This window comes from Kitasatospora sp. NPDC004289 (assembly GCF_053602875.1).
Map to the genome: position 1 here is coordinate 1 of NZ_JBSGEL010000029.1, position 19218 is coordinate 19218.

Annotated in this window: 17 protein-coding genes; 5 read left to right on the plus strand and 12 right to left on the minus strand. The window is 73.7% G+C overall.

The genetic code is table 11. The features are described 5' to 3' along the window. The 3 genes from ACWEPF_RS20570 to pdhA form a co-directional block, all read right to left on the minus strand. On the minus strand, positions 1–417 hold a 417-nt coding region (locus ACWEPF_RS20570), incomplete at its 3' end, for a biotin/lipoyl-containing protein (RefSeq protein ID WP_452173715.1). A gap of 7 nt (positions 418–424) precedes the next feature. After that, complete coding sequence (locus ACWEPF_RS20575; protein WP_345288873.1) at positions 425–1426, minus strand: alpha-ketoacid dehydrogenase subunit beta; 1002 nt, start codon at positions 1424–1426, stop codon at positions 425–427. After that, positions 1423–2562 (minus strand): pyruvate dehydrogenase (acetyl-transferring) E1 component subunit alpha, encoded by a 1140-nt coding sequence (gene pdhA, locus ACWEPF_RS20580; RefSeq protein ID WP_380149518.1) that lies wholly within the window; start codon positions 2560–2562, stop codon positions 1423–1425. The genes ACWEPF_RS20575 and pdhA overlap by 4 nt, the downstream gene beginning before the upstream one ends. A gap of 189 nt (positions 2563–2751) precedes the next feature. On the opposite strand from pdhA, the gene ACWEPF_RS20585 reads away from it, so the two are divergent. Continuing rightward, positions 2752–3240, plus strand: a complete 489-nt coding sequence (locus ACWEPF_RS20585) for an Lrp/AsnC family transcriptional regulator (protein WP_452173674.1) — start codon at positions 2752–2754, stop codon at positions 3238–3240. 148 nt (positions 3241–3388) lie between these two features. On the opposite strand, the gene ACWEPF_RS20590 is transcribed toward ACWEPF_RS20585, so the two are convergent. Next, positions 3389–3931 carry a DinB family protein gene (locus tag ACWEPF_RS20590; protein WP_452173675.1) on the minus strand — a complete coding sequence of 181 codons (543 nt, stop codon included), beginning with the start codon at positions 3929–3931 and terminating at the stop codon, positions 3389–3391. 25 nt (positions 3932–3956) lie between these two features. Next, positions 3957–4538: a TetR/AcrR family transcriptional regulator gene (locus ACWEPF_RS20595; protein WP_345288869.1), complete on the minus strand. Its 582-nt coding sequence runs from the start codon at positions 4536–4538 to the stop codon at positions 3957–3959. 109 nt (positions 4539–4647) lie between these two features. Here ACWEPF_RS20595 and paaN point away from each other — a divergent pair, with 109 nt between their 5' ends. Continuing rightward, entirely contained in the window at positions 4648–6348 is a 1701-nt protein-coding gene (gene paaN / locus ACWEPF_RS20600) for a phenylacetic acid degradation protein PaaN (RefSeq protein ID WP_452173676.1), read from the plus strand. 47 nt (positions 6349–6395) lie between these two features. Here the strand turns inward: paaN and ACWEPF_RS20605 are convergent, their stop codons facing one another. Then, positions 6396–7622 carry a bifunctional glycosyltransferase family 2/GtrA family protein gene (locus ACWEPF_RS20605; RefSeq protein WP_345288866.1) on the minus strand — a complete coding sequence of 409 codons (1227 nt, stop codon included), beginning with the start codon at positions 7620–7622 and terminating at the stop codon, positions 6396–6398. A 120-nt stretch (positions 7623–7742) separates the two neighbouring features. On the opposite strand from ACWEPF_RS20605, the gene ACWEPF_RS20610 reads away from it, so the two are divergent. Continuing rightward, positions 7743–9215 (plus strand): FAD-dependent monooxygenase, encoded by a 1473-nt coding sequence (locus ACWEPF_RS20610; protein ID WP_452173677.1) that lies wholly within the window; start codon positions 7743–7745, stop codon positions 9213–9215. 179 nt (positions 9216–9394) lie between these two features. On the opposite strand, the gene ACWEPF_RS20615 is transcribed toward ACWEPF_RS20610, so the two are convergent. Then, positions 9395–10117: a TetR/AcrR family transcriptional regulator gene (locus ACWEPF_RS20615; protein WP_345288863.1), complete on the minus strand. Its 723-nt coding sequence runs from the start codon at positions 10115–10117 to the stop codon at positions 9395–9397. A 134-nt stretch (positions 10118–10251) separates the two neighbouring features. Between ACWEPF_RS20615 and ACWEPF_RS20620 the strand changes: the two genes are divergently transcribed. Together ACWEPF_RS20620 and ACWEPF_RS20625 are read left to right on the plus strand one after the other, a co-directional pair. Continuing rightward, positions 10252–11748, plus strand: coding sequence for an MFS transporter (locus ACWEPF_RS20620; protein WP_452173678.1), 1497 nt, complete (start codon positions 10252–10254; stop codon positions 11746–11748). A gap of 303 nt (positions 11749–12051) precedes the next feature. After that, complete coding sequence (locus ACWEPF_RS20625) at positions 12052–13353, plus strand: peptidoglycan-binding protein (RefSeq protein ID WP_452173679.1); 1302 nt, start codon at positions 12052–12054, stop codon at positions 13351–13353. A gap of 7 nt (positions 13354–13360) precedes the next feature. Here the strand turns inward: ACWEPF_RS20625 and ACWEPF_RS20630 are convergent, their stop codons facing one another. The 5 genes from ACWEPF_RS20630 to ACWEPF_RS20650 all read right to left on the minus strand — a co-directional run bounded on the left by ACWEPF_RS20630 (position 13361) and on the right by ACWEPF_RS20650 (position 19127). Next, complete coding sequence (locus ACWEPF_RS20630; protein ID WP_452173680.1) at positions 13361–14029, minus strand: TrmH family RNA methyltransferase; 669 nt, start codon at positions 14027–14029, stop codon at positions 13361–13363. Then, positions 14026–16152: an FUSC family protein gene (locus tag ACWEPF_RS20635; protein WP_452173681.1), complete on the minus strand. Its 2127-nt coding sequence runs from the start codon at positions 16150–16152 to the stop codon at positions 14026–14028. The genes ACWEPF_RS20630 and ACWEPF_RS20635 overlap by 4 nt, the downstream gene beginning before the upstream one ends. Positions 16153–16162: 10 nt before the next feature. Then, positions 16163–17305, minus strand: coding sequence for an HTTM domain-containing protein (locus ACWEPF_RS20640; RefSeq protein ID WP_452173682.1), 1143 nt, complete (start codon positions 17303–17305; stop codon positions 16163–16165). Then, the gene (locus tag ACWEPF_RS20645; RefSeq protein WP_452173683.1) at positions 17302–17928 is read right to left on the minus strand and encodes a DUF5819 family protein; all 627 of its coding nucleotides are present in this window, start codon (positions 17926–17928) and stop codon (positions 17302–17304) included. Before ACWEPF_RS20645 ends, ACWEPF_RS20640 begins: the two co-directional genes overlap by 4 nt. 71 nt (positions 17929–17999) lie before the next feature. Continuing rightward, complete coding sequence (locus tag ACWEPF_RS20650) at positions 18000–19127, minus strand: rhodanese-like domain-containing protein (RefSeq protein ID WP_452173684.1); 1128 nt, start codon at positions 19125–19127, stop codon at positions 18000–18002. Positions 19128–19218 lie beyond the last annotated feature (91 nt).

The following is a 19218-nucleotide window of genomic DNA, read 5'->3' on the forward strand; positions in this document are numbered from 1 at the left end:
GGAGCCGAGCAGGAGCAGCAGCACCGGGAACACCCCCGCCCCGATCGGCACCGCGGCCCCCGCACCGACCCGGGCCCGCCGCGCACCGGCCGGCCGCTCGGCCACCCCGTACCCGACCAACGGCCGCTCCACCGCCGGCTCCTGCTCGGCCAGCGGCTGCGGGCCCTCGCCCGGCGCCACCGCGACCGTCACCAGCGGGGACCCGACCGGGATCTCCTCGCCCTCGGCACCGAACCGGGCCGTCACCACCCCGCCGTACGGGCAGGGCACCTCGACCACCGCCTTGGCGGTCTCCACCTCCACCACGGGCTGGTCCACGGCGATCACCTCGCCGACCTCCACCAGCCAGCGGACCACCTCGGCCCCGGTCAGCCCCTCGCCCAGGTCGGGCAGGGTGAACTCGCGCACCACCGGCATCATCTGGTCAGTCCTCCCACTGCAGCCGCGCCACCGCGTCGAGGATGCGGTCCACACCCGGCAGGTGGTGGTGCTCCAGCATCGGCGGCGGGTACGGGATGTCGAAGCCGGTCACCCGGAGCACCGGGGCCGCCAGGTGGTGGAAGCACTTCTCGGTCAACCGCGCGGCGATCTCCGCACCGGCACCGCCGAAGCCGGAGGCCTCGTGCACCACGACCGCCCGCCCGAGCGAGCGCACCACCTGACAGGCCGTCGCCTCGTCGAAGGGCACCAGCGAGCGCAGGTCCAGCACCGCCAGGTCCCAGCCCTCGGCCTTCGCCGCCTCGGCCGCCTCCAGGCAGACCGGCAGCGAGGGCCCGTAGGTCACCAGCACCGCCGAGGTGCCGGGGCGGCGCAGCACCGCGCGGCCGATCGGCTCCACCGCGGCGGCGGTGTCCAGCCGGTCCTTGCCCCAGTAGAGCCGCTTGGGCTCCAGGAAGACCACCGGGTCGTCGGAGGCGATGGCCTCGCGGAGCAGCCCGTAGGAGTCGGCCACGGTGGCCGGGGTGACCACGTGCAGGCCGGGGGTGTGGGCGTAGTACGCCTCGGAGGAGTCGCTGTGGTGCTCGACCCCGCCGATGCCGCCGCCGTACGGGATGCGGATGGTGATCGGCAGCGGGAGCTTCCCGGCGGTGCGGTTGCGCATCTTGGCGACGTGCGAGAACAGCTGCTCCATCGCCGGGTAGGCGAAGGCGTCGAACTGCATCTCGACCACCGGGCGCAGCCCGTACATCGCCATGCCGACGGCGGTGCCCAGGATGCCGGCTTCGGCCAGCGGGGTGTCCAGGCAGCGGTCCGGGCCGAACTCGGCGGTCAGGCCGTCGGTGATCCGGAAGACGCCGCCGAGCTGACCGACGTCCTCGCCCAGCACGTGCACCGTCGGGTCCTCGCGCATGGCGTCCCGGAGTGCGGTGTTGAGCGCCTGGGCCATGGTGCGGGTCTGGGCCCCGGTGGTGGTGGCGGTGGTCATCGAGAGTGCTCCTCGGCGGCCAGCTCGGCGGCCAACTGATCGGCCTGCTCCCGCAGTTGCTGGGTGGGCTCGGCGTAGACGTGGGCGAACAGCGACATCGGGTCGAGCGTCGCGTCGGCGTGGAACTCGCTGCGCATCCGGGCGGCCAGCGCCTCGGCGGCCTCGGCGGCGTCCCGGGCCAGCGCGTCCTCCATCAGGCCGGCCTCGCGGAGCTGACGCTCGATCAGCAGGATCGGATCGTGGTCCCGCCAGGCGGCGATCTCCTCCTCCTCGCGGTACCGGGTGGCGTCGTCGGCGTTGGTGTGCGCCTCGATCCGGTAGGTGACCGCCTCGACCAGGGTCGGGCCGCCGCCGGAGCGGGCCCGCTCGACCGCCTCGGTGAGCACGGTGTGCATGGCCAGCGCGTCGTTGCCGTCCACCAGCCGGCCGGGCAGGCCGTAGCCGACGGCCTTGTGGGCCAGGCTGGGCGCGGCGGACTGCCGGGTGAGCGGGACGGAGATGGCGTAGCCGTTGTTCTGCACCAGGAAGACCACCGGGGCGTTCAGCACGGCGGCGAAGTTCAGCGCCTCGTGGAAGTCGCCCTCGCTGGTGCCGCCGTCGCCGAGCATGGCCAGCGCGACGGTGTCGTCGCCGCGAAGCCGGGCCGCGTGCGCCAGGCCGACCGCGTGCGGGGCCTGGGTGGCGAGCGGGGTGGAGAGCGGGGCGGTACGGGTGGCCCGGGGGTCGTAGCCGGTGTGCGCGTTGCCGCGCAGCAGGGTGAGCGCCTCCAGCGGGTCGACGCCCCGGCTGACCACGGCCAGGGTGTCCCGGTAGCTGGGGAAGAGCCAGTCGTCCTGACGGAGCGCCAGCGCGGCGGCCACCTGGCAGGCCTCCTGGCCGGTGGAGGCCGGGTAGACCGCGAGGCGGCCCTGCTTGGTCAGCGTGGTGGCCTGCTGGTTGTAGCGGCGGCCCGCGACCAGGCGGCGGTAGAGCTCGGTGAGCAGCAGCGGCTCGGCCTTCTCGGCGGCCGGGGTGCCCAGCATCCGGTAGGGCTCGTGGTCCGGCAGCAGCGGAGCCGGGTCGATCCGCGGGCCGGAGGCGCCGGGGCGCCAGCCGGGTACGTCGCCGGCCAGGTGTCGGTGGTCGAGAACGGTCATCTCGGGCACCTCCAGAGGGTGGGGGAGGGTGCGGCAGGGGCGGGGTCATGCCGGTGGTGCACGAGGGGTGGCAGGGCTGGTCGCCGGAGCGCCCTCTCCCTACCGATTGTTCGGTTGTCCGTTCAATCTGGCCACAGCTGTGCCGTAGTGGTGGACAATCGGCCCGAACAGCAGTCTTCTGGTGACAGCATGTCCACAGCGGGAGGGTCGGGGGCCGTGTCCACTGAACAGACGTCCAACCTGGACCGGATCGACCGGTCCATCCTGCGGCTGCTCCAGCAGGACGGACGGGCCTCGATACGCTCGGTGGCCGAGCGGGTGCACGTCTCCCGGGCCAACGCCTACGCGCGGATCTCCCGGATGGTCGAGGACGGCGTGATCCGCGGTTTCTCCGCCAGGGTCGACCACGAGCGGGCCGGGCAGGGCGCCTCCGCGTACATCACCCTGAAGATCGTGCAGAACTCCTGGCGGACCGTCCGCGAGCAGCTGCTCGCCCTCCCCGGTGTGGCGCACATCGCCCTGGTGGGCGGCGAGTTCGACGTGCTGCTGCTGGTCCACACCGCCGACAACCGGGCCCTGCGGGAGCTGGTCCTCGGCCAGATCCAGAACATCCCGCAGGTGCTCGCCACCCAGACCCTGCTGGTCTTCGAGGAGACCGACCAGGTACCGCCGGTCTAGGACACCGCTTGCGCCCCGCAGGGGCGCGGGGAACTGCGCGCGGGGGAACGGCAACACGTGCAACTGGCTCGCGTGCCCCGATCTCACGCTGGTCCGCCTTCCGATTCGCGCAGTTCCTCGCGCCCCCGGGGTGGCCGCGGCGCGGCTGTCAGTAGCCGGTGGTGCCGTCGAGGCGTTCGCGGAGGAGGTCGGCGTGGCCGTTGTGGCGGGCGTACTCGGCGAGGGTGTGGATCAGGATGCGGCGCAGCGAGATCGGCTGCCCGGAGGCGCGGTGGGTACCGGTGACGTCGAGCGAGGCGGCCTCGGCGGTGATCCGGCGGGACTCCGCGACCTCGGCGCGCCAGGCCTCGACGGCCTCGGCCACGCTGCCGTCCAGGTGCTCGAAGTCCTGGTCCGGGTCCTCGTCGGAGTAGTACAGGAGCGGCAGCTCCTCCCCCGCGAACTGGATCCGGAACCACCAGCGTTCGACGCCGGTGAGGTGGCGCAGCAGGCCGTGCAGGCTCAGGGTGGAGGGCTCGACCGGCAGCGTGGAGAGCTCGGCGTCGGTCAGGCCGGCGCACTTGAGCAGGAAGGTCTCCCGGTGCCAGTCCAGGAACGCGGTGAGCAGTTCGCGCTCGGAGCCGGTGAGCGGCAGCGGCTCGCGCGGGTCGGCGGCGAGCGGCGGGGCGAGGTGTGCGGGCATCTCGGTCATGCCCGCAGCCTGCCACCCCCCACCGTCAGCCGCGGAGCCCGTCGAAGGCCAGGTGGACCAGTGCCTCGGCCACCCCGTCGGTGTGCTTGCCGCCGGGCCGGTACCACTCCACGATCGAGTTGATCATCCCGAACAGCAGCCGGGTGGCCAGCCGGGGCTCCACGTCCGAGCGCAGCTCCCCCGCGGCCACCGCCTCGCGGACCAGCTCGGCCACCTGGTGGTCGAACTCGCGCCGCCGCTCCAGTGCCCACTGCTCGGTCGCGGTGTTCCCCCGGACCCTCAGCAGCAGCGTGACGTACGGGAGTTCGGTGATCAGCACCTCGGCGGTGCGGCGCACCACGTGCTCCAGCCGGTCCACCGCACGGCCCGTCAGCGCCTCCGGCTCGGCCAGGATGCCGAACAGCGCGTCCAGCGCGCGGCCGACGGCGAGCTTCAGCAGCTCCTCCTTGCCGCGCACGTGGTGGTAGATCGAGGACTTGGAGATCCCGGCGGCCCGGGACAGGTCCTCCATCGAGGTGCCGTCGTACCCGCGCTCGTTGAAGACCCCGACCGTGACGGCGAGCAGCGAGTCGACGGTGTAGGCGGTGCGGGTGGTGTTCTCGGCCATGTGAACGAGTATCACCCGTGCGCCCCCGGGTCACTCCACCGCCCCATTGACCCGACCGATCGTTCGGTTACCCTGAGGGGTGACCAGTCCGCCCCAAAAGGAGCGCGTCATGACCGCAGCGGCCAGCCACCCCGTCGTCGCCGAGCTGATCGAACGTCACCAGGCCACCCTCACCAGTGCGGTGGAGGCCACCAGGTCCCGCGACTACTGGTCGCCGTACCCGGAGTTCCCCAAGGCGTACGGCGAGACCGGGCAGGCCGACGGGCAGGCCGCCTTCGAGGCGCTGCTCGGCACCTCGCTGACCCTGGAGGGGCAGCCCGGCGACGGCTCCACCGTCGGCGGCGAGACCTCCCCGTACGGCCCGGAGCTGGGCGTTCGCTACCCGAAGGCCGAGGCCGAGGCGCTGATCGGCGCCATGGAGCTGGCCCGTCCCGCCTGGGCGGCGGCCGGGCCCGAGGCCCGGGCGGCCGTCAGCCTGGAGATCCTGGCCCGGATCAACGCGCGCTCGCACGAGTTCGCCCACGCCGTGATGCACACCACCGGCCAGGCGTACGGGATGGCCTTCCAGGCCGGCGGCCCGCACGCGCAGGACCGCGGTCTGGAGGCGGTGGCCTACGCCTACGTCGAGCAGACCCGGCTGCCCGCCCAGGCCCAGTGGACCAAGCCGCAGGGCAAGCGGGACCCGCTCTCGATGGTGAAGGACTTCGTGCCGGTGCCGCGCGGCCTCGCGCTGCTGGTCGGCTGCAACACCTTCCCGACCTGGAACGGCTACCCCGGCCTGTTCGCCTCGCTGGCCACCGGGAACCCGGTGCTGGTCAAGCCGCACCCCCGGGCCGTCCTGCCGCTGGCGCTCACCGTGCAGGTCGCCCGCGAGGTGCTGGCCGAGGCCGGCTTCGACCCGAACCTGGTCACCCTGGCCGCCGAGGACGAGGGCGGCACGCTGGCCGCCACCCTGGCCGTGCGCCCGGAGATCAAGCTCATCGACTACACCGGCTCCACCCAGTTCGGCGACTGGCTGGAGGAGAACGCCAAGCAGGCGCTGGTCTACACCGAGAAGGCCGGCGTCAACTCGGTGGTCGTCGAGTCCACCGACAACTACCGCGGCATGCTCGCCAACCTGGCCTTCGCGCTCTCGCTCTACAGCGGCCAGATGTGCACCACCCCGCAGAACGTGCTGATCCCGCGCACCGGCGTGCGCACCGACGAGGGCGGCAAGTCCTACGACGAGGTGGCCGCCGACCTGGCCCACGCGATCGAGAAGCTGCTCGGCGACGACGCCCGGGCCGCCGCCATCCTGGGCGCCGTGGTCAACCCCGGCGTGCTGGGCCGCAGCACCCGGGCCGCCGACGGCGAGTACGGCGAACTGGCCCTGGCCCCGCGGGCGGTGGCCTCCGAGGAGTTCCCCGGCGCGACCATCCGCACCCCCGCGCTGGTCAAGGTGGACGCGGACAAGCCGGACGACCGGACCGCCTTCGCCGGCGAGTGCTTCGGCCCGGTCTCCTTCCTGGTCGCGGTCGAGTCCGCCGAGGCCGCGGTGGAGCTGCTGGCCCGCACCGTGCGCGAGCAGGGCGCGATGACCGCCTCCGCGTACACGGTGGACGCCGAGGTGGAGGCCGCCCTGGTCGCCGCCGCCCTGGACTCCGGGGTCTCGCTCTCGCTCAACCTCACCGGGGGCGTCTACCCGAACCAGACCGCCGCCTTCTCCGACCTGCACGGCACCGGCGCCAACCCGGCGGCCAACGCGGCCTACTGCGACGGCGCCTTCGTGGCCTCGCGCTTCCGCACCGTCGAGGTCCGTCGCCACAACTGACCGGTCCGCCGGCCCCGGAGCCCTGCACGGCTCCGGGGCCGGCGCCCTCACCTCCCCTGACGACGGCGGGGGTTGAAGACCCAGACCCGCAGCAGCACGAAGCGCACCAGCGTGGCCAGCGCGTTGGCCCCCACCAGGGCGGCCAGTTCGGCCGGGTGGGAGGCGCCGTCCGGCAGCAGGGCGATGGCGCCGCTGCTCAGCGCCAGGCCGATCAGGAAGGCGGCACCGCCCTCGACCTGGTGCTTCAGGGCGTCCTGACTCCCCGTCACGCCGAAGGTGAAGCGGCGGTTGAGCGCGGTGTTGCCGACCGCCGTGACGGCCAGGGCGAAGGCGTTCGCCCAGAAGGCGGGCGCGAGTTGACGGGTCAGCAGGTAGAGCAGCAGATAGGCCAGGGTGGACAGGGTGCCGACCACCGCGAAGCTGGCCAGCTGCCAGCCGAGTGCGGCCGGCATCCGGGCCTGCCGGACCCTGGTCGGCAGCTGCTCCGCCCGCTCGGCACCGCTCAGCGAACGGCGCGCCACCCGGACCATGCCCCGCAGGTCGTCCAGCGCGGTGCGGACGATGTCCACCCGGCTGTCCGGGTCGTCCACCCAGTCCACCGGCACCTCGTGGATGCGCAGCCCGGACCGCTCGGCCAGCAGCAGCAGTTCGGTGTCGAAGAACCAGGCGTTGTCCTCGACCGAGCCCAGCAGCCGCTGCACCACCTCGGTCCTGGCCGCCTTGAAGCCGCACTGGGCGTCCGAGAACTTGGCCGCCATGGTGGCCCGCAGCAGCACGTTGTAGGTGCGCGAGATGAACTCCCGCTTGGCGCCCCGCACCACCGCCGAACCGCGGTGCAGCCGGCTGCCGATGGCCAGGTCGCTGTGGCCGGAGAGCAGCGGGGCGACCAGCGGGAGGAAGGCCTCCAGACCGGTGGAGAGGTCCACGTCCATGTAGGCCACCACATCGGCCTCGCTGGCGCCCCAGACCTGACGGAGCGCCCGGCCCCGGCCCTTGAGGTCCAGGTGCACCGCGCGCACCCCGGGCAGCTCGGCGGCCAGTCCGGTGGCCGCCTCCCAGGTGCCGTCCGTGCTGGCGTTGTCCGCCACGGTGATCAGGAACGGGTAGGGGAAGGTCTCGGAGAGGTAGTCGTGCAGCGTACGGACGCACTTCTCCACCGTGTGCTGCTCGTTGTAGACCGGGACGACCACCTCGACCAGCTTGGTCCGGGTCGGGGTGGCGCTGGCGGGAGCGGGGCCGACCACGGTCGTGCCCCGAGCTGCGGGCTCAGTCATGTCAGTGAGATTCACAGGGACTGATGGGCCCGCGATGATGGAAGGCTGAGAGGAAGCTTAGAAGGCCCGGGCAGTGTGCGGGCCCGGCTCGAACGCTGGTCCGATCAACGGGAGATGGGCATGTCCGAGAAGCAGCTGGCATCCGATGTGGTGGTGGTCGGCGCGGGCCCGACCGGGCTCCTGCTGGCCGGGGACCTGGCCACCGCCGGGCTGCGGGTGACGGTGTTGGAGAAGCGGACCACCGAGTCCAACCTCACCCGGGCCTTCGCCGTGCACGCCCGCACCCTGGAACAGCTGGACGCCCGCGGCCTGGCCGACGAGCTGATCGCCACCGGCACCACCCTGGACCACCTGCGGCTGTTCGGCGGCCTGGAGGCCCGGCTGGACCGGCTGCACTCCCGCTTCCCGTTCGTCCTGATCACCCCGCAGTACAACGTCGAACGGCTGCTCCAGGAGCGGGCGGTGAAGGCCGGGGCGGTGATCGTCCGGGGCGCCGAGGTCTCCGACCTGCGGCAGGACGGGCAGCGGGTCGAGCTGGACACCCGCGACGGCCGGACGTACACCGCCGCCTACGCGGTCGGCACCGACGGCGTCCGCTCCGCCGTCCGCGACCTGCTGGGCATCCCCTTCCCCGGCCAGTCCGTGGTCAACTCCGTGCTGCTCGCCGACGTCCGACTGGAGCGGCCGCCGGCCGACACCCTGAACGTCGGCGCGGGGGAGAACGGCTTCGCCTTCCTGGTCCCGTTCGGCGACGGCTGGTACCGGGTGATCGCCTGGGACCGCAACCACCAACTCCCGGACGACGCACCGGTCGAGCTCGAGGAGATCGCCGCCATCACCCGGGAGGCCTTCGGCGAGGACCACGGCCTGCACGACGCCCGCTGGCTCTCCCGCTTCCACAGCGACGAGCGCCAGGCCCCCAACTACCGATCCGGGCGCGTCCTGCTGGCCGGCGACGCCGCCCACTGCCACTCCCCGGCCGGCGGCATGGGCATGAACACCGGCCTCCAGGACGCCGCCAACCTCGGCTGGAAGCTGGCCGGAGCCGTCCGCGGCTGGGCCCCTGACGCCCTGTTGGACAGCTACCAGACCGAACGCTGGCCGGTCGGCCGGGCCGCCGTGCTCAGCTCCGGCGCCCTGGTCCGGGTCGCCCTCGGCGGCTCGGCCCCGGCCCGGCTGCTGCGCGGCGCGGTCGGCATCCTCGGCGACCGCCTCGGCCCGGTCGGCGAGGCCGGGGTCAAGCGGATCTCCGGCATCGGCATCGACTACCCCGCCCCCAGCGGCACCCACCACCTGACCGGCCGTCGGATCCCCGACCTGCGCCTCGCCGTCGACACCCCCGGCGCCCCCACCCGGCTCTACGAGGCCCTGCGCGGCGGCAAGGCCGTCCTGGTCTCCAACGACGACCTCAGCACCGTCCTCGAACCCTGGGCCGACCGCGCGGTGGCCGCCGCCCCCGCCTCCCCGCACGGCAAGCTCCGCGACACCACCCTGCTGGTCCGCCCCGACGGCCACGCCGCCTGGGCCGGGGTCGACCCCAGCCGCGCCGAGATCCGCCGCGCGCTCGCCGCGCTGCTCGGGCCGGAGGACTGACGGAGCCTGCGGCCCGCACGGCCCGAAGGGCCGTCAGGGGCGCGGGGAACTGCGCGAATCGGAAGAAGCCGACCTCCAGCCGGGTACGGAGACCCACGTGCAAGTGGCCGTCCGTACCCGGCACCCGGGCCACGTTCTTCCGATTCGCGCAGTTCCTCGCGCCCCCGGCGGCGTAGCCACTAACGCCTTGCGTTCAGCCTGCCTTCGAGGCCGTCCAGGATGATCTCCAGGCCGTCGGTGAACTTGTCCTCGCGGATGGCGACCGGGTCGGGGGCGACCGTCCCGTAGGCCGCCGTCAGGTGTGCGTGGTCCGAGGCCGCCACGAGGGCGGCCGGCATCCGGTTGGCGATGAACTCCGCCTCGGTCTCGCCCGAGCGGGCGATGGTCGCCAGCCAGGCCGACTCGGTGGTGGTCATGCCGATGACGTAGGCGAACACCACGTCGATGGCCCGTGAGGGCTCCTCGAAGCCGACCACGGTGACCAGCGCGGCGAGCTTCTCAGAATAGGCCATCAGGTTCGGCCCCAGGTAGGCCAGCCCGGCCTGGCCGAGCTGCGAGGACAGCCACGGGTGCCGGAGCGAGGCGTCCCGGAAGGAGCGCGCGGCGGCCGTCACGTCGGCCCGCCAGTCCGCCCCGCCGGGCGGCGGCACCGAGATCTCGGCCGCGACCTCGTCCACCGCGAGCTCCATCAGCTCGTCCTTGGTGGCGACGTGCCGGTAGAGCGAGGTGGCCCCGGCGTTCAGCCGGGCGCCGAGCTTGCGCATGCTGAGCGCCTCCACGCCCTCCGCGTCGAGCATCGCGATCGCCTCCCGGACGATCCCGGCCCGGCTCAGGCCCGGCTGGTCGGGTTCGCGCTGCTCCCGGGCCCAGACCGATGCGACGGGTGCGGCCTTGGCTGCCATGCGTCCTCCTCCGTCTTCTCCGTGCGTACGGCGTTCGCTCCAGCGTACACAGCTCGCCTCTTGCGAACACTGTACGCAGCTGCGTACAGTGTTCTCACCGAAGGAACAGTGTGCGCAGCCGAGAGGGCAGAGTGATGGAATCCCGCAATCCCCACCGCTGGTGGATCCTGGTCGTGCTCTGCCTGGCGACCCTGGTGCTGGTGGTCGACAGCATGGCGCTGACCGTGGCGGTGCCGGCGATGACCGCCGAGATCGGGGCGAGCGCCCAGGACATCCAGTGGATCCTGGACTCCTACGTGCTGGTCTTCGCGGGCCTGCTGCTCACCTCGGGCAGCCTGGGCGACCGCTTCGGGCGCCGCAAGGTGATGATCACCGGTCTGCTGCTCTTCGGCCTGGCCTCACTGGCCGCGACGGTCTGCACCAACCCCGGAGAGGTGATCGCGGCCCGGATCGCGATGGGCGTCGGCGGCGCGCTGATCATGCCGTCCACGCTCTCCATCCTGATCACCGTCTTCGACGAGGACGAGCGCGGCAAGGCGATGGCGGCCTGGGGTTCGGTCTCGATGCTCGGCCTGGTCGGCAGCCCGGTGCTGGGCGGTTTCCTGATCGACCACTTCTCCTGGCACTCGATCTTCTTCGTGAACGTCCCGGTGGTGGCCGTGGCGATCGCCGCCGCCCTGCTGCTGATGCCCGAGTCCAAGGGCCCCTGGCGCAAGCCCGACCCGATCGGCGCGGTGCTGTCGGCGGTCGGCATGACGGCGCTGATCTGGTGGATCATCGAGATCCCGCAGCACGGCGCGTTCGACGGCCGCGGTCTTCTCACCCTGCTGGTCGCGGTCGCCGCCCTGGCCGGGTTCGTGGTCTGGGAGAACGTCCACCCGGAGCCGATGGTCCCGCTGGTGCTGTTCAAGCAGCGCAACTTCAGCGGTGGCTCGCTCTCCCTGACGCTGGTTCAGATCGGCAACGGCGGCCTGCTGCTGGTGCTCACCCAGTACCTGCAGTTCGTGCTGGACTACTCGCCGGTCGAGGCCGGTCTGGCCTTCCTCCCGCTGGCCGTGGCCGCGCTGATCGGCAACGGCGCCGGCGCCGGCCTGGCCGCCAAGCTCGGCAACCGCCCGGTGGTGGTGACCGGCCTGCTGGTGATGGCCTCCTCCTTCCTCCTCTTCACCACCGTCGACGCCGACAGCGGCTTCACCGTCCCGGCCGTGGCGCTCGGCCTTCTCGGCCTCGGCGCCGGGCTGGCGATGCCCGCGGCGATCAACGCCCTGATGGGCACCATCCCCGAGGAGCAGGCCGGCGTCGGCTCCGCCCTGAACGACACCATCCAGCAGTCCGGCACCGCGCTCGGCATCGCCATCCTCGGCTCGCTGCTGACCAGCCGGTTCGCCGCCGAGATGCCGGCCGGCTCCTCGGACCTGGCCAAGGGCTCGATCTCCGGGGCGCTGGCCGCAGCCGGGGGCGACGCGGGTCTGGTCCGGACCGCCCGGGAGGCCTTCACCGCCTCGATGTCCACCACCCTCACCATCAGCGCGGTCGGCGTGCTGGCCGCCGCCCTGCTGGCCGGGCTGGTGATGCGGGACAGGAAGAAGGACGCCTCCGCCCCGGCCGCCGAGCCCGAGCTCGCCGCCTGACCCCACCACCCCGCCACGGAGGCCGGCCCCACCCCGGGGCCGGCCTCCGGGCGTCCCCCCACCCGCTCTCCGGCTCCACCCCTCATCCCACCCCTCACCCCACCTCCCGGCAGCTCTCCACCCGATCCCCAGCCCCCACCCCTCACCCCACCTCCCGGCAGCTCTCCACCCGATCCCCAGCCCCCAACCCCCATCCACCTCCGGCCCACTCTCACCAAATTCACAGCTTTTCAGGTGATATGTCGCAATCTGACGGTGGAACACATCCCCTCCGGTACACCCGAGGAGAGGAAGGCTCCGACCGTGCTGATCGAGTTCACCGAGATAGAACCGGACCGGGACTGCCGCTGCGGCGGCTGCTCGGCCCGCCGACTGGCCAGGCTGCACGCCGCCCCGGTCGCCGAGGGCGGCCACCGCTCCGCCCACGGGGCGCGCCGGGCGGCCCTGCTGTTCGCGGCCGTCGGCTCCGTGCTCGGCGGCGGCTCCGTCGCCGCCGCCGCGCCGTCCCCCTCCCCCGCCCCCGCCCCCGCCGGGACGGAGAGCGGCTCCACCCCGCAGGGTTCGGTCGCCCCGCTGCGCGGCGGCGCCGCCGCCGAGACCCGGTCGCTCCGCACGGTGCGCGCCACCACCCGGGCCGAGATCATGGCCCGGGCGCAGCGCTGGATCGACCAGCAGGTGCCGTACAGCATGGGCAGCTACTGGTCCGACGGGTACCGGCAGGACTGCTCCGGCTACGTCTCGATGGCCTGGGGCCTCGGCAGCAGCCAGACCACCTGGACCCTGCCGGACTACGCGACCCGAATAGCGCGGGCCGACCTCCAGCCGGGCGACATCCTGGTCTACAACAACGCGGCCGACCCGGCCGGCGGCTCGCACACCGTCGTCTTCGGCGGCTGGGCCGACTCCGCCCGCACCAAGTACCTGGCCTACGAGCAGACCAGGCCGGCCACCCGGAAGCGGACCACCCCGTACGCGTACTGGAACAACGCCTCCTCCTACGTGGCCTACCGCTACCTCGGCCTGGACGGCCCGGCCCCGGCGCCCGACCCGTCCCCGGACGCCTTCCCCGGGGCGGAGAAGTTCGGGCCCGGGCAGTCCAACCCGTACGTGAAGCGGCTGGGCGAGATGCTGGTGCAGCGCGGCGGCACCCGGTTCTACGCCGAGGGCCCCGACCCGAGCTGGGGCGAGGCCGACCGGCGGGCCACCGAGGCCTTCCAACTCGCCCAGGGCTGGCGCGGCTCCGAGGCCGACGGCTACCCCGGCAAGGACACCTGGGAGCTGTTGGTCCGTCACCAGGGCAAGGACATCCCGCCCGCCGCCGGCCAGCCGGCCCCGCCGCCCGCGCAGCCGGCCCCGTCCCCGGCCGCACCGCCGTACCCGGGCGCGGAGAGGTTCGGCCCCGGGCAGTCCAACGAGTCCGTCCGGCAGCTCGGCGAACAGCTGGTCAGGAAGGGCTACGGCCGCCACTACACCGAGGGCCCCGGCCCGGAGTGGGGCGAGGCCGACCGGCTCAACGTCGCCGACTTCCAGCGCGCCCAGGGCTGGAGCGGCAGCGAGGCCGACGGCTACCCGGGCCCGCACACCTGGAAGCTGCTCTTCGGCTGACGGGCCCTCAGGCCCCCGAGGCGTGCCGGCGGATCCAGGTGTGCATGGCGATCGCCGCCGCGGCGCCCGCGTTGATGGAGCGGGTGGAGCCGTACTGGGCGATCGAGCAGACCGCCGTCGCGTGCTCCCAGGCCTCGGGGGTCAGGCCGGGGCCCTCCTGGCCGAACAGCAGCACGCAGCGCTCGGGCATCTCGAAGGTCTCGATCGGGACGGCACCCGGCAGGTTGTCGATGCCGATCACGGCCAGGCCCTGCTCCGCGGCGTAGGCGGCCAGGGTGGCCACCGAGTCGTGGTGGCGGACGTGCTGGTACCGGTCGGTGACCATGGCGCCGCGGCGGTTCCAGCGGCGGCGGCCGACGATGTGGACCTCGCCGGCCAGGAAGGCGTTGGCGGTGCGGACCACCGAGCCGATGTTGAAGTCGTGCTGCCAGTTCTCCACCGCGACGTGGAAGCCGTGCCGCCGGGTGTCCAGGTCGGCGACGATCGCCTCCCGGGTCCAGTACCGGTACCGGTCGGTGACGTTGCGCCGGTCCCCGTGGGCGAGCAGCTCGGGGTCGTAGTGCGGGCCGGCGGGCCAGGGCTCCGGGTGCGGGCCGACCCCGATCTCGCGGTCGTCGGAGGCGGTGAAGGCGTCGTCGTACTGCTCGCCCGTGTGCGGGCTACCCGTGCTGCTCACGCCCCCGAGGGTACGCGCCGGGCCTTGGTGGCCTTCTCCAGGTCGGTCAGGGCGGCGAGCACCATCCGGCTGCCGGCCCGGGCCACCTCGATCCGGTCGGCGGGCGGGAGGTCGGCGAGTTCGGCGTCCCAACGGCGGTGCAGGGCGCGCAGGGCGGCGAACTCCACCTGGTCTCCGACCAGCAGCGCCCCGGCCGCGATGGCGGTGGCGTCCCGCAGCTCCTCGGCGAACTCGGCCGCGCCGGGCACCGGATCGGCGTCGGCGGGCGGCAGGTGAGCCTCCATCAGGACGGTGGAGCGGCCGAGCATGCCGACCGCGGCCCGGGCCTTGTCGATCTGCTTGCGGGTCAGCTCGGGCAGCTGGCCCTCGTGGCGGACGGGCTCCGCGTCGGCCCGCTCCATCGCCTGGAGCAGCTCGGAGCGGGCCTCCCGGGAGTCCAGCAGGGCCGAGCGGACGTCCTCGCCGCCCCGGGCCGGCTCACCGAAGACGGTGAGCACCGAGGCCCCGTACCGTCCGGCCGCCGCCAGCCACTCGGCGAGGCGCTCGGCCAGCCGGGCGGTCTGCCAGGTGGGGAAGAGCGCGTAGGCGAGCAGGGCGATGCCGCCGCCGATCAGGGTGAGCAGGATCCGGTCGGTGGCGGTGCGCACCGGGTCGCCGGGCTGCAGGCCGAGCAGGAAGACCACGTAGGAGGAGACGCAGGCGGTCATCACCGCGTAGCCCGTACGGAGCGTCAGGTAGGCGCCGCCCATGAAGACCACCGCGAGCAGGGCGGAGAGCCACTGCCCGGGGTGGAAGAGCTGCACCACGGTGGTGGAGACCGCGACCCCGACCACCGTCCCGGCCAGCCGGGCCACCCCCCGGCTGAAGGTCTGGGCGAAGTCCGGCCGCATCACCATGGCGGCGGTGAGCGGCGCCCAGTAGCCGTGGTGCAGGTCGAGCACCTTGGCGGCCAGGTAGGAGAGGGTGACCACGGCGGAGAGCCGGACGGCGTGCTGGAACACCGCCGAGTGCGGGTCGAGCTGGCGCCGCACCGCCTGCAGGGCGGCCGGGGCCAGCCGGAACAGCGGGGGCCGGCGCAGCCCGGGCCCGGCCGTCGCGCTGGAGATCGTCTCCTTGTCCTCGCGGTCCAGGGTGTCCACGGCCTTGCGCAGCAGCGAGGTGAGCCGCCGGGAGGAGCGGGCGGCCGCGCCGGTGAGCACCGGGTGGTCCTGGTCGGCGGTCCGGCGGTCGCGGGCGGTGAGGGTCAGCGCGGGGGAGGACTTCGGGGAGCGGTACGGCTCGCCGCTGCGGACCGCCCTGGCCAGCGCGTCCATGGTCTCGGCGGCGGCGGCCAGCAGTTCCAGCGCCCGGTCCCGCTCCGGCCCCTCGGCGGCGGCGCCCACCTTGGGGTCGGCCAGCGCGGCCAGGGTGGGGCGGATCCGCTCCGCGATGCCGCGCAGGCCGCGCAGTTCGGGCGGGCGGTGCCGGGCCTGCCAGGGCGTCAGGGTGGCGGCGTGCCGGGCGGTGATGAACGGGGCCGGGTCCACGTGGGCCACCGGGTCCTGGCGCAGCCGGCGGGCGTAGTGGGCGAGTTCGGCGTACGCGTCGGCCAGCGCGTCCCGCTGGGCCCGCCAGGAGTCGATCGGCCAGAGCGTCACCACCAGGGCCTGGCTGGCGCCGCCGAGCGCGCAGAGCAGCCCGTGGCCCAGCGCCGTGGGGACGCTGACGGGCAGTTGGACGACGACCAGCATCACCGAGACGGTGGTCGCGGCCACCACCCCGGCGCTCGGCCCGATCGACCAGGCCAGCCCGGCGCCGAAGGCCCAGAGCGCCAGCAGCACCGGAAACGCCCCGGGGATGCCGACCGCCAGGTACCCGAGGAAGGTGCTGACGCCCAGTCCGATCCCGGCCGCCACCGCCAGCGAGACCCGGGGGCGGAAGCTGCGCTGGAAGGTGGCCGTCCCGGCGATGAAGGCGCCCATCGCGGCCGAGGTGGCGGAGCCCGGGCCGAGCAGGGCCAGGGTCGGGAAGACCACCAGGGCCGCGGCCACCGCTCCGCGCAGCGCCCGGCGGGGACTGCTGAGGCTCCGGTCCACCTTCAGCCCGGCGCGCACGCTGTCGCGCAGGGCCGCAAACCAGGACATAGGGCACAGCTTAGACCGGGGTACTCCTCAGTCCCCGGATTCTCCGTCCGCACCACAGGAGCGCGGCGGTGGGCAGGAAGACCGCGTCCGCCGCGATCATCGTGAGGGAGAAGAAGGGCAGGCCGAGCAGGACCGCGATGCCCAGGTGCTCGGCCGCCAACAGGACCAGCAGGACGTTCTTCAGACGGCGGTTCAGCAGGGTGAAGGGGAAGGCCACCTGGAGGATCACCGTGCCGTAGGTGAGCAGGAAGACCAGCACCAGGGAGCCGCCGGCTAGGGCCGAGAGGGCGGGCCAGGGGGTGAAGTAGTCCAGGTGGAGCGGGTAGTGCAGGGCGGTGCCGTCCTGCCAGCGCGAACCCTGCACCTTGTACCAGCCGGCCGTGGCGTACACCAGCACCACCTGGGCGCCGATCACCAGCAGGGCACAGTGGTGGGTCATGTTCGCCAGCGCGTCCAGCACCGCCCGCGGCTCGCCCTCCGGGGCGCGGCGGTCGACGGCCCACCAGAGGGCGGCGGTCAGCCAGAGCAGGAGCAGCAGCCAGCGCGGCCACGGCCACGGACCGGGCCCGAGCAGCAGCGGCACGCCGAGCAACGCCCAGAGCCAGGGCGCGCCCCGCCGCCGGCCGGCCCGGGCGGTGCGGCGGGCGTCCAGCGACCAGACCTCGGCGCAGCGGGTGAAGACCAGGTAGAGGGCGAGCAGGTGGATCACGTTGTCCCCGCCGTCGCCGACGAAGACGTTCCGGTTCTGCAGCGAGACCACGGTGGCCAGGTACACCGCCCCGCTGGCCCTGGTCCGCCAGCCGAGCGCGAACAGCACCGCCGCCACGATCGCCAGGTGGTAGAGCAGCTCGAACCAGAGCCGCCCGGAGTACCAGGTCTGCACCGAGAAGGCGTCGTTCTCCGCCAGCAGACCGGCCGCCAGCCGGTCCGACCAGGGGGAGAGGTCGCCGTACAGCACCCGGCGGTCGGGCCACTCGCGGAGCAGGAAGGCCGCCCAGACCAGGCCGAAGCCGATCCGCACCACCGCCGCCTGGTGGCGGCCCAGGGTACGGGCGGAGAAAGCTTCCGCCGCGCGCCGCCAGGCGGGCGGGGGCGGTGGCTCGGGCTGCTGACCCTCGGTCAGCTCTTCGGGCGCCAGGTCGGTCGAGGTCACCGGAGCCCCCGCAGGTCGTCCTCGTCCACCGGCCACCAGGGCAGCTCACGGACCTTCGGGGCGGTGTCCACCTGCTCCCGGCTCCACGACGGCGGAGCCAGCACGGTGGTGACCACCCGCACCTGCACCTCGTACGGCCGGCGCCCCTCGGGGGACGGGCCGATCCGCTGCAGGGCGGTGCGCTTCAGGTAGAGCTCGGAGGGCTTGGCCCGGGTGCCGGGCGCGGTGCCGTCCTCCGGGTGGGCGGAGTCGTAGAAGTCCCAGGCCCGGCGGAGCTGGTTCTGGTCCAGGTGGCTGGGCGCCGGATTGCCCCGGACGGCCGCGATGTCACGGGCCGTCAGCCCGAGCCACTCGCCGGTGGACTCGGTGCCGTCCGCGGCCACGGTGCGCAGCCTGGCCTCCAGGGAGACGTTCTGCTGGAGCGGGTCGGGCGCGAAGAGCTTCCAGTTCTGCTCGAACTCCGGGTAGACCACCGCGTCCAGCTGCGGCCGGTACCGGTCGGAGAGGGCGTTCGGCGGCGCCGAGTTCAGGAACAGCACGGCCAGGAACAGGCCGGTGCCGCCGAGCAGCGCCGCACCCGCGAGCACGAGCACGGCGGCCGCCGGGGTGGACCAGGTACGCACGGCAGCAGCTCCCCTCCGGCACGGGCGTGCCGGGGGTCATCCTGCCGCAGCGCCCACCTGGGCGGAAGGCACTACAGGACGAAGGCGTCCCGGCCGTCGCTGCTGACCATCGGGCGGCCGGCCGCCTCCCAGGCGAACATGCCACCGTCCACGTTGACCGCCTCGCGGCCCTGCTGAACCAGGTACTGCACGACCTGAGCGGAGCGGCCGCCGACCCGGCACATCACGTACAGCTTCTCCGCCGGCAGCTCGTCCAGGCGGGCCACCACCTGGCCGATCGGGATGTGCAGCGCGCCGTCCACGTGCCCGGCGTCCCACTCGTCCTGCTCGCGGACGTCGAGCAGCGGGGCGTCGGCGGGCACCGAGGCGGCATCGGTGGTGGGGAGCTGGGCGAACATCTCGGTCTCCTGGGTGCGTCGGCGGTCCCCGCCATTCTGCCCCGCCGCGGCGCCCGCGGTGGCCTCGGACAGCAGCCGGTCCAGTTCGGCCTGCTTGGCGGCGGCCCGGCCGAGCAGCTGCTCGGCCAGCTCCTCCAGCAGCCGCTCCGGCTCCTGCGGGGCCAGCCGGAGCAGCTCGCCCATCGAGCTGTTCTCCAGCCGGACCTGCTCGACGGCCAGGTTGCGGATCCTGACGGTCAGCCAGTCCAGCCGCTGGAGCAGCCACCCCTCACGCTCCGGGGCGCCCGGGGCGGGGGCCGACTCGGGAGCGGTCGACCACTCCTCGGCCAGCTCCTCCAGACCCTTGGCGTCGCCCTGCGCGTAGGCCTCGTTGACCCGGGCGATGAAGGCCGCCCGGCGCTGCTGCTCGGCCGGGTCGGTGGTCAGGTCGGGGTGGGCCCGGCGGGCCAGCTCGCGGTACAGCCGCTGCGCCTCCCTCCCCGGGCGGACCCTGCGCGGCTGCTCCGGCGCGGCGGCCGGGGCCTCCGGCGGCAGCTGGTCGAAGAGGGCGTCCAGGTCCGGGAGTTCGGCGACCCGGTGGCGGGCCTCGGCGGCCCGGCGGATGTCCTCGTGGAGCCCGGTGCGGGCCGCGACGGTCTCCGCGACCAGGGCGTCCAGCTCGTCGAGCCGGGCGTACAGCGGGCCGAGCAGCTGATGGTGGATCAGCGCGAAGTTGTCGATCTCCACCCGTAGCGTCTCGACGTCCACCTCCAGGGTCAGCCACGCCAACTCCGCAGCGGCGACCCGCTCCTCCAACTCCACCGCAGCCTCCAACCCGGTCGGACGACTGGCCAGCCTACCGACCGGGTAAGGGAGGGGCTGGTGGTGCGCAGGGGGCGCGCGTGAGGTGACA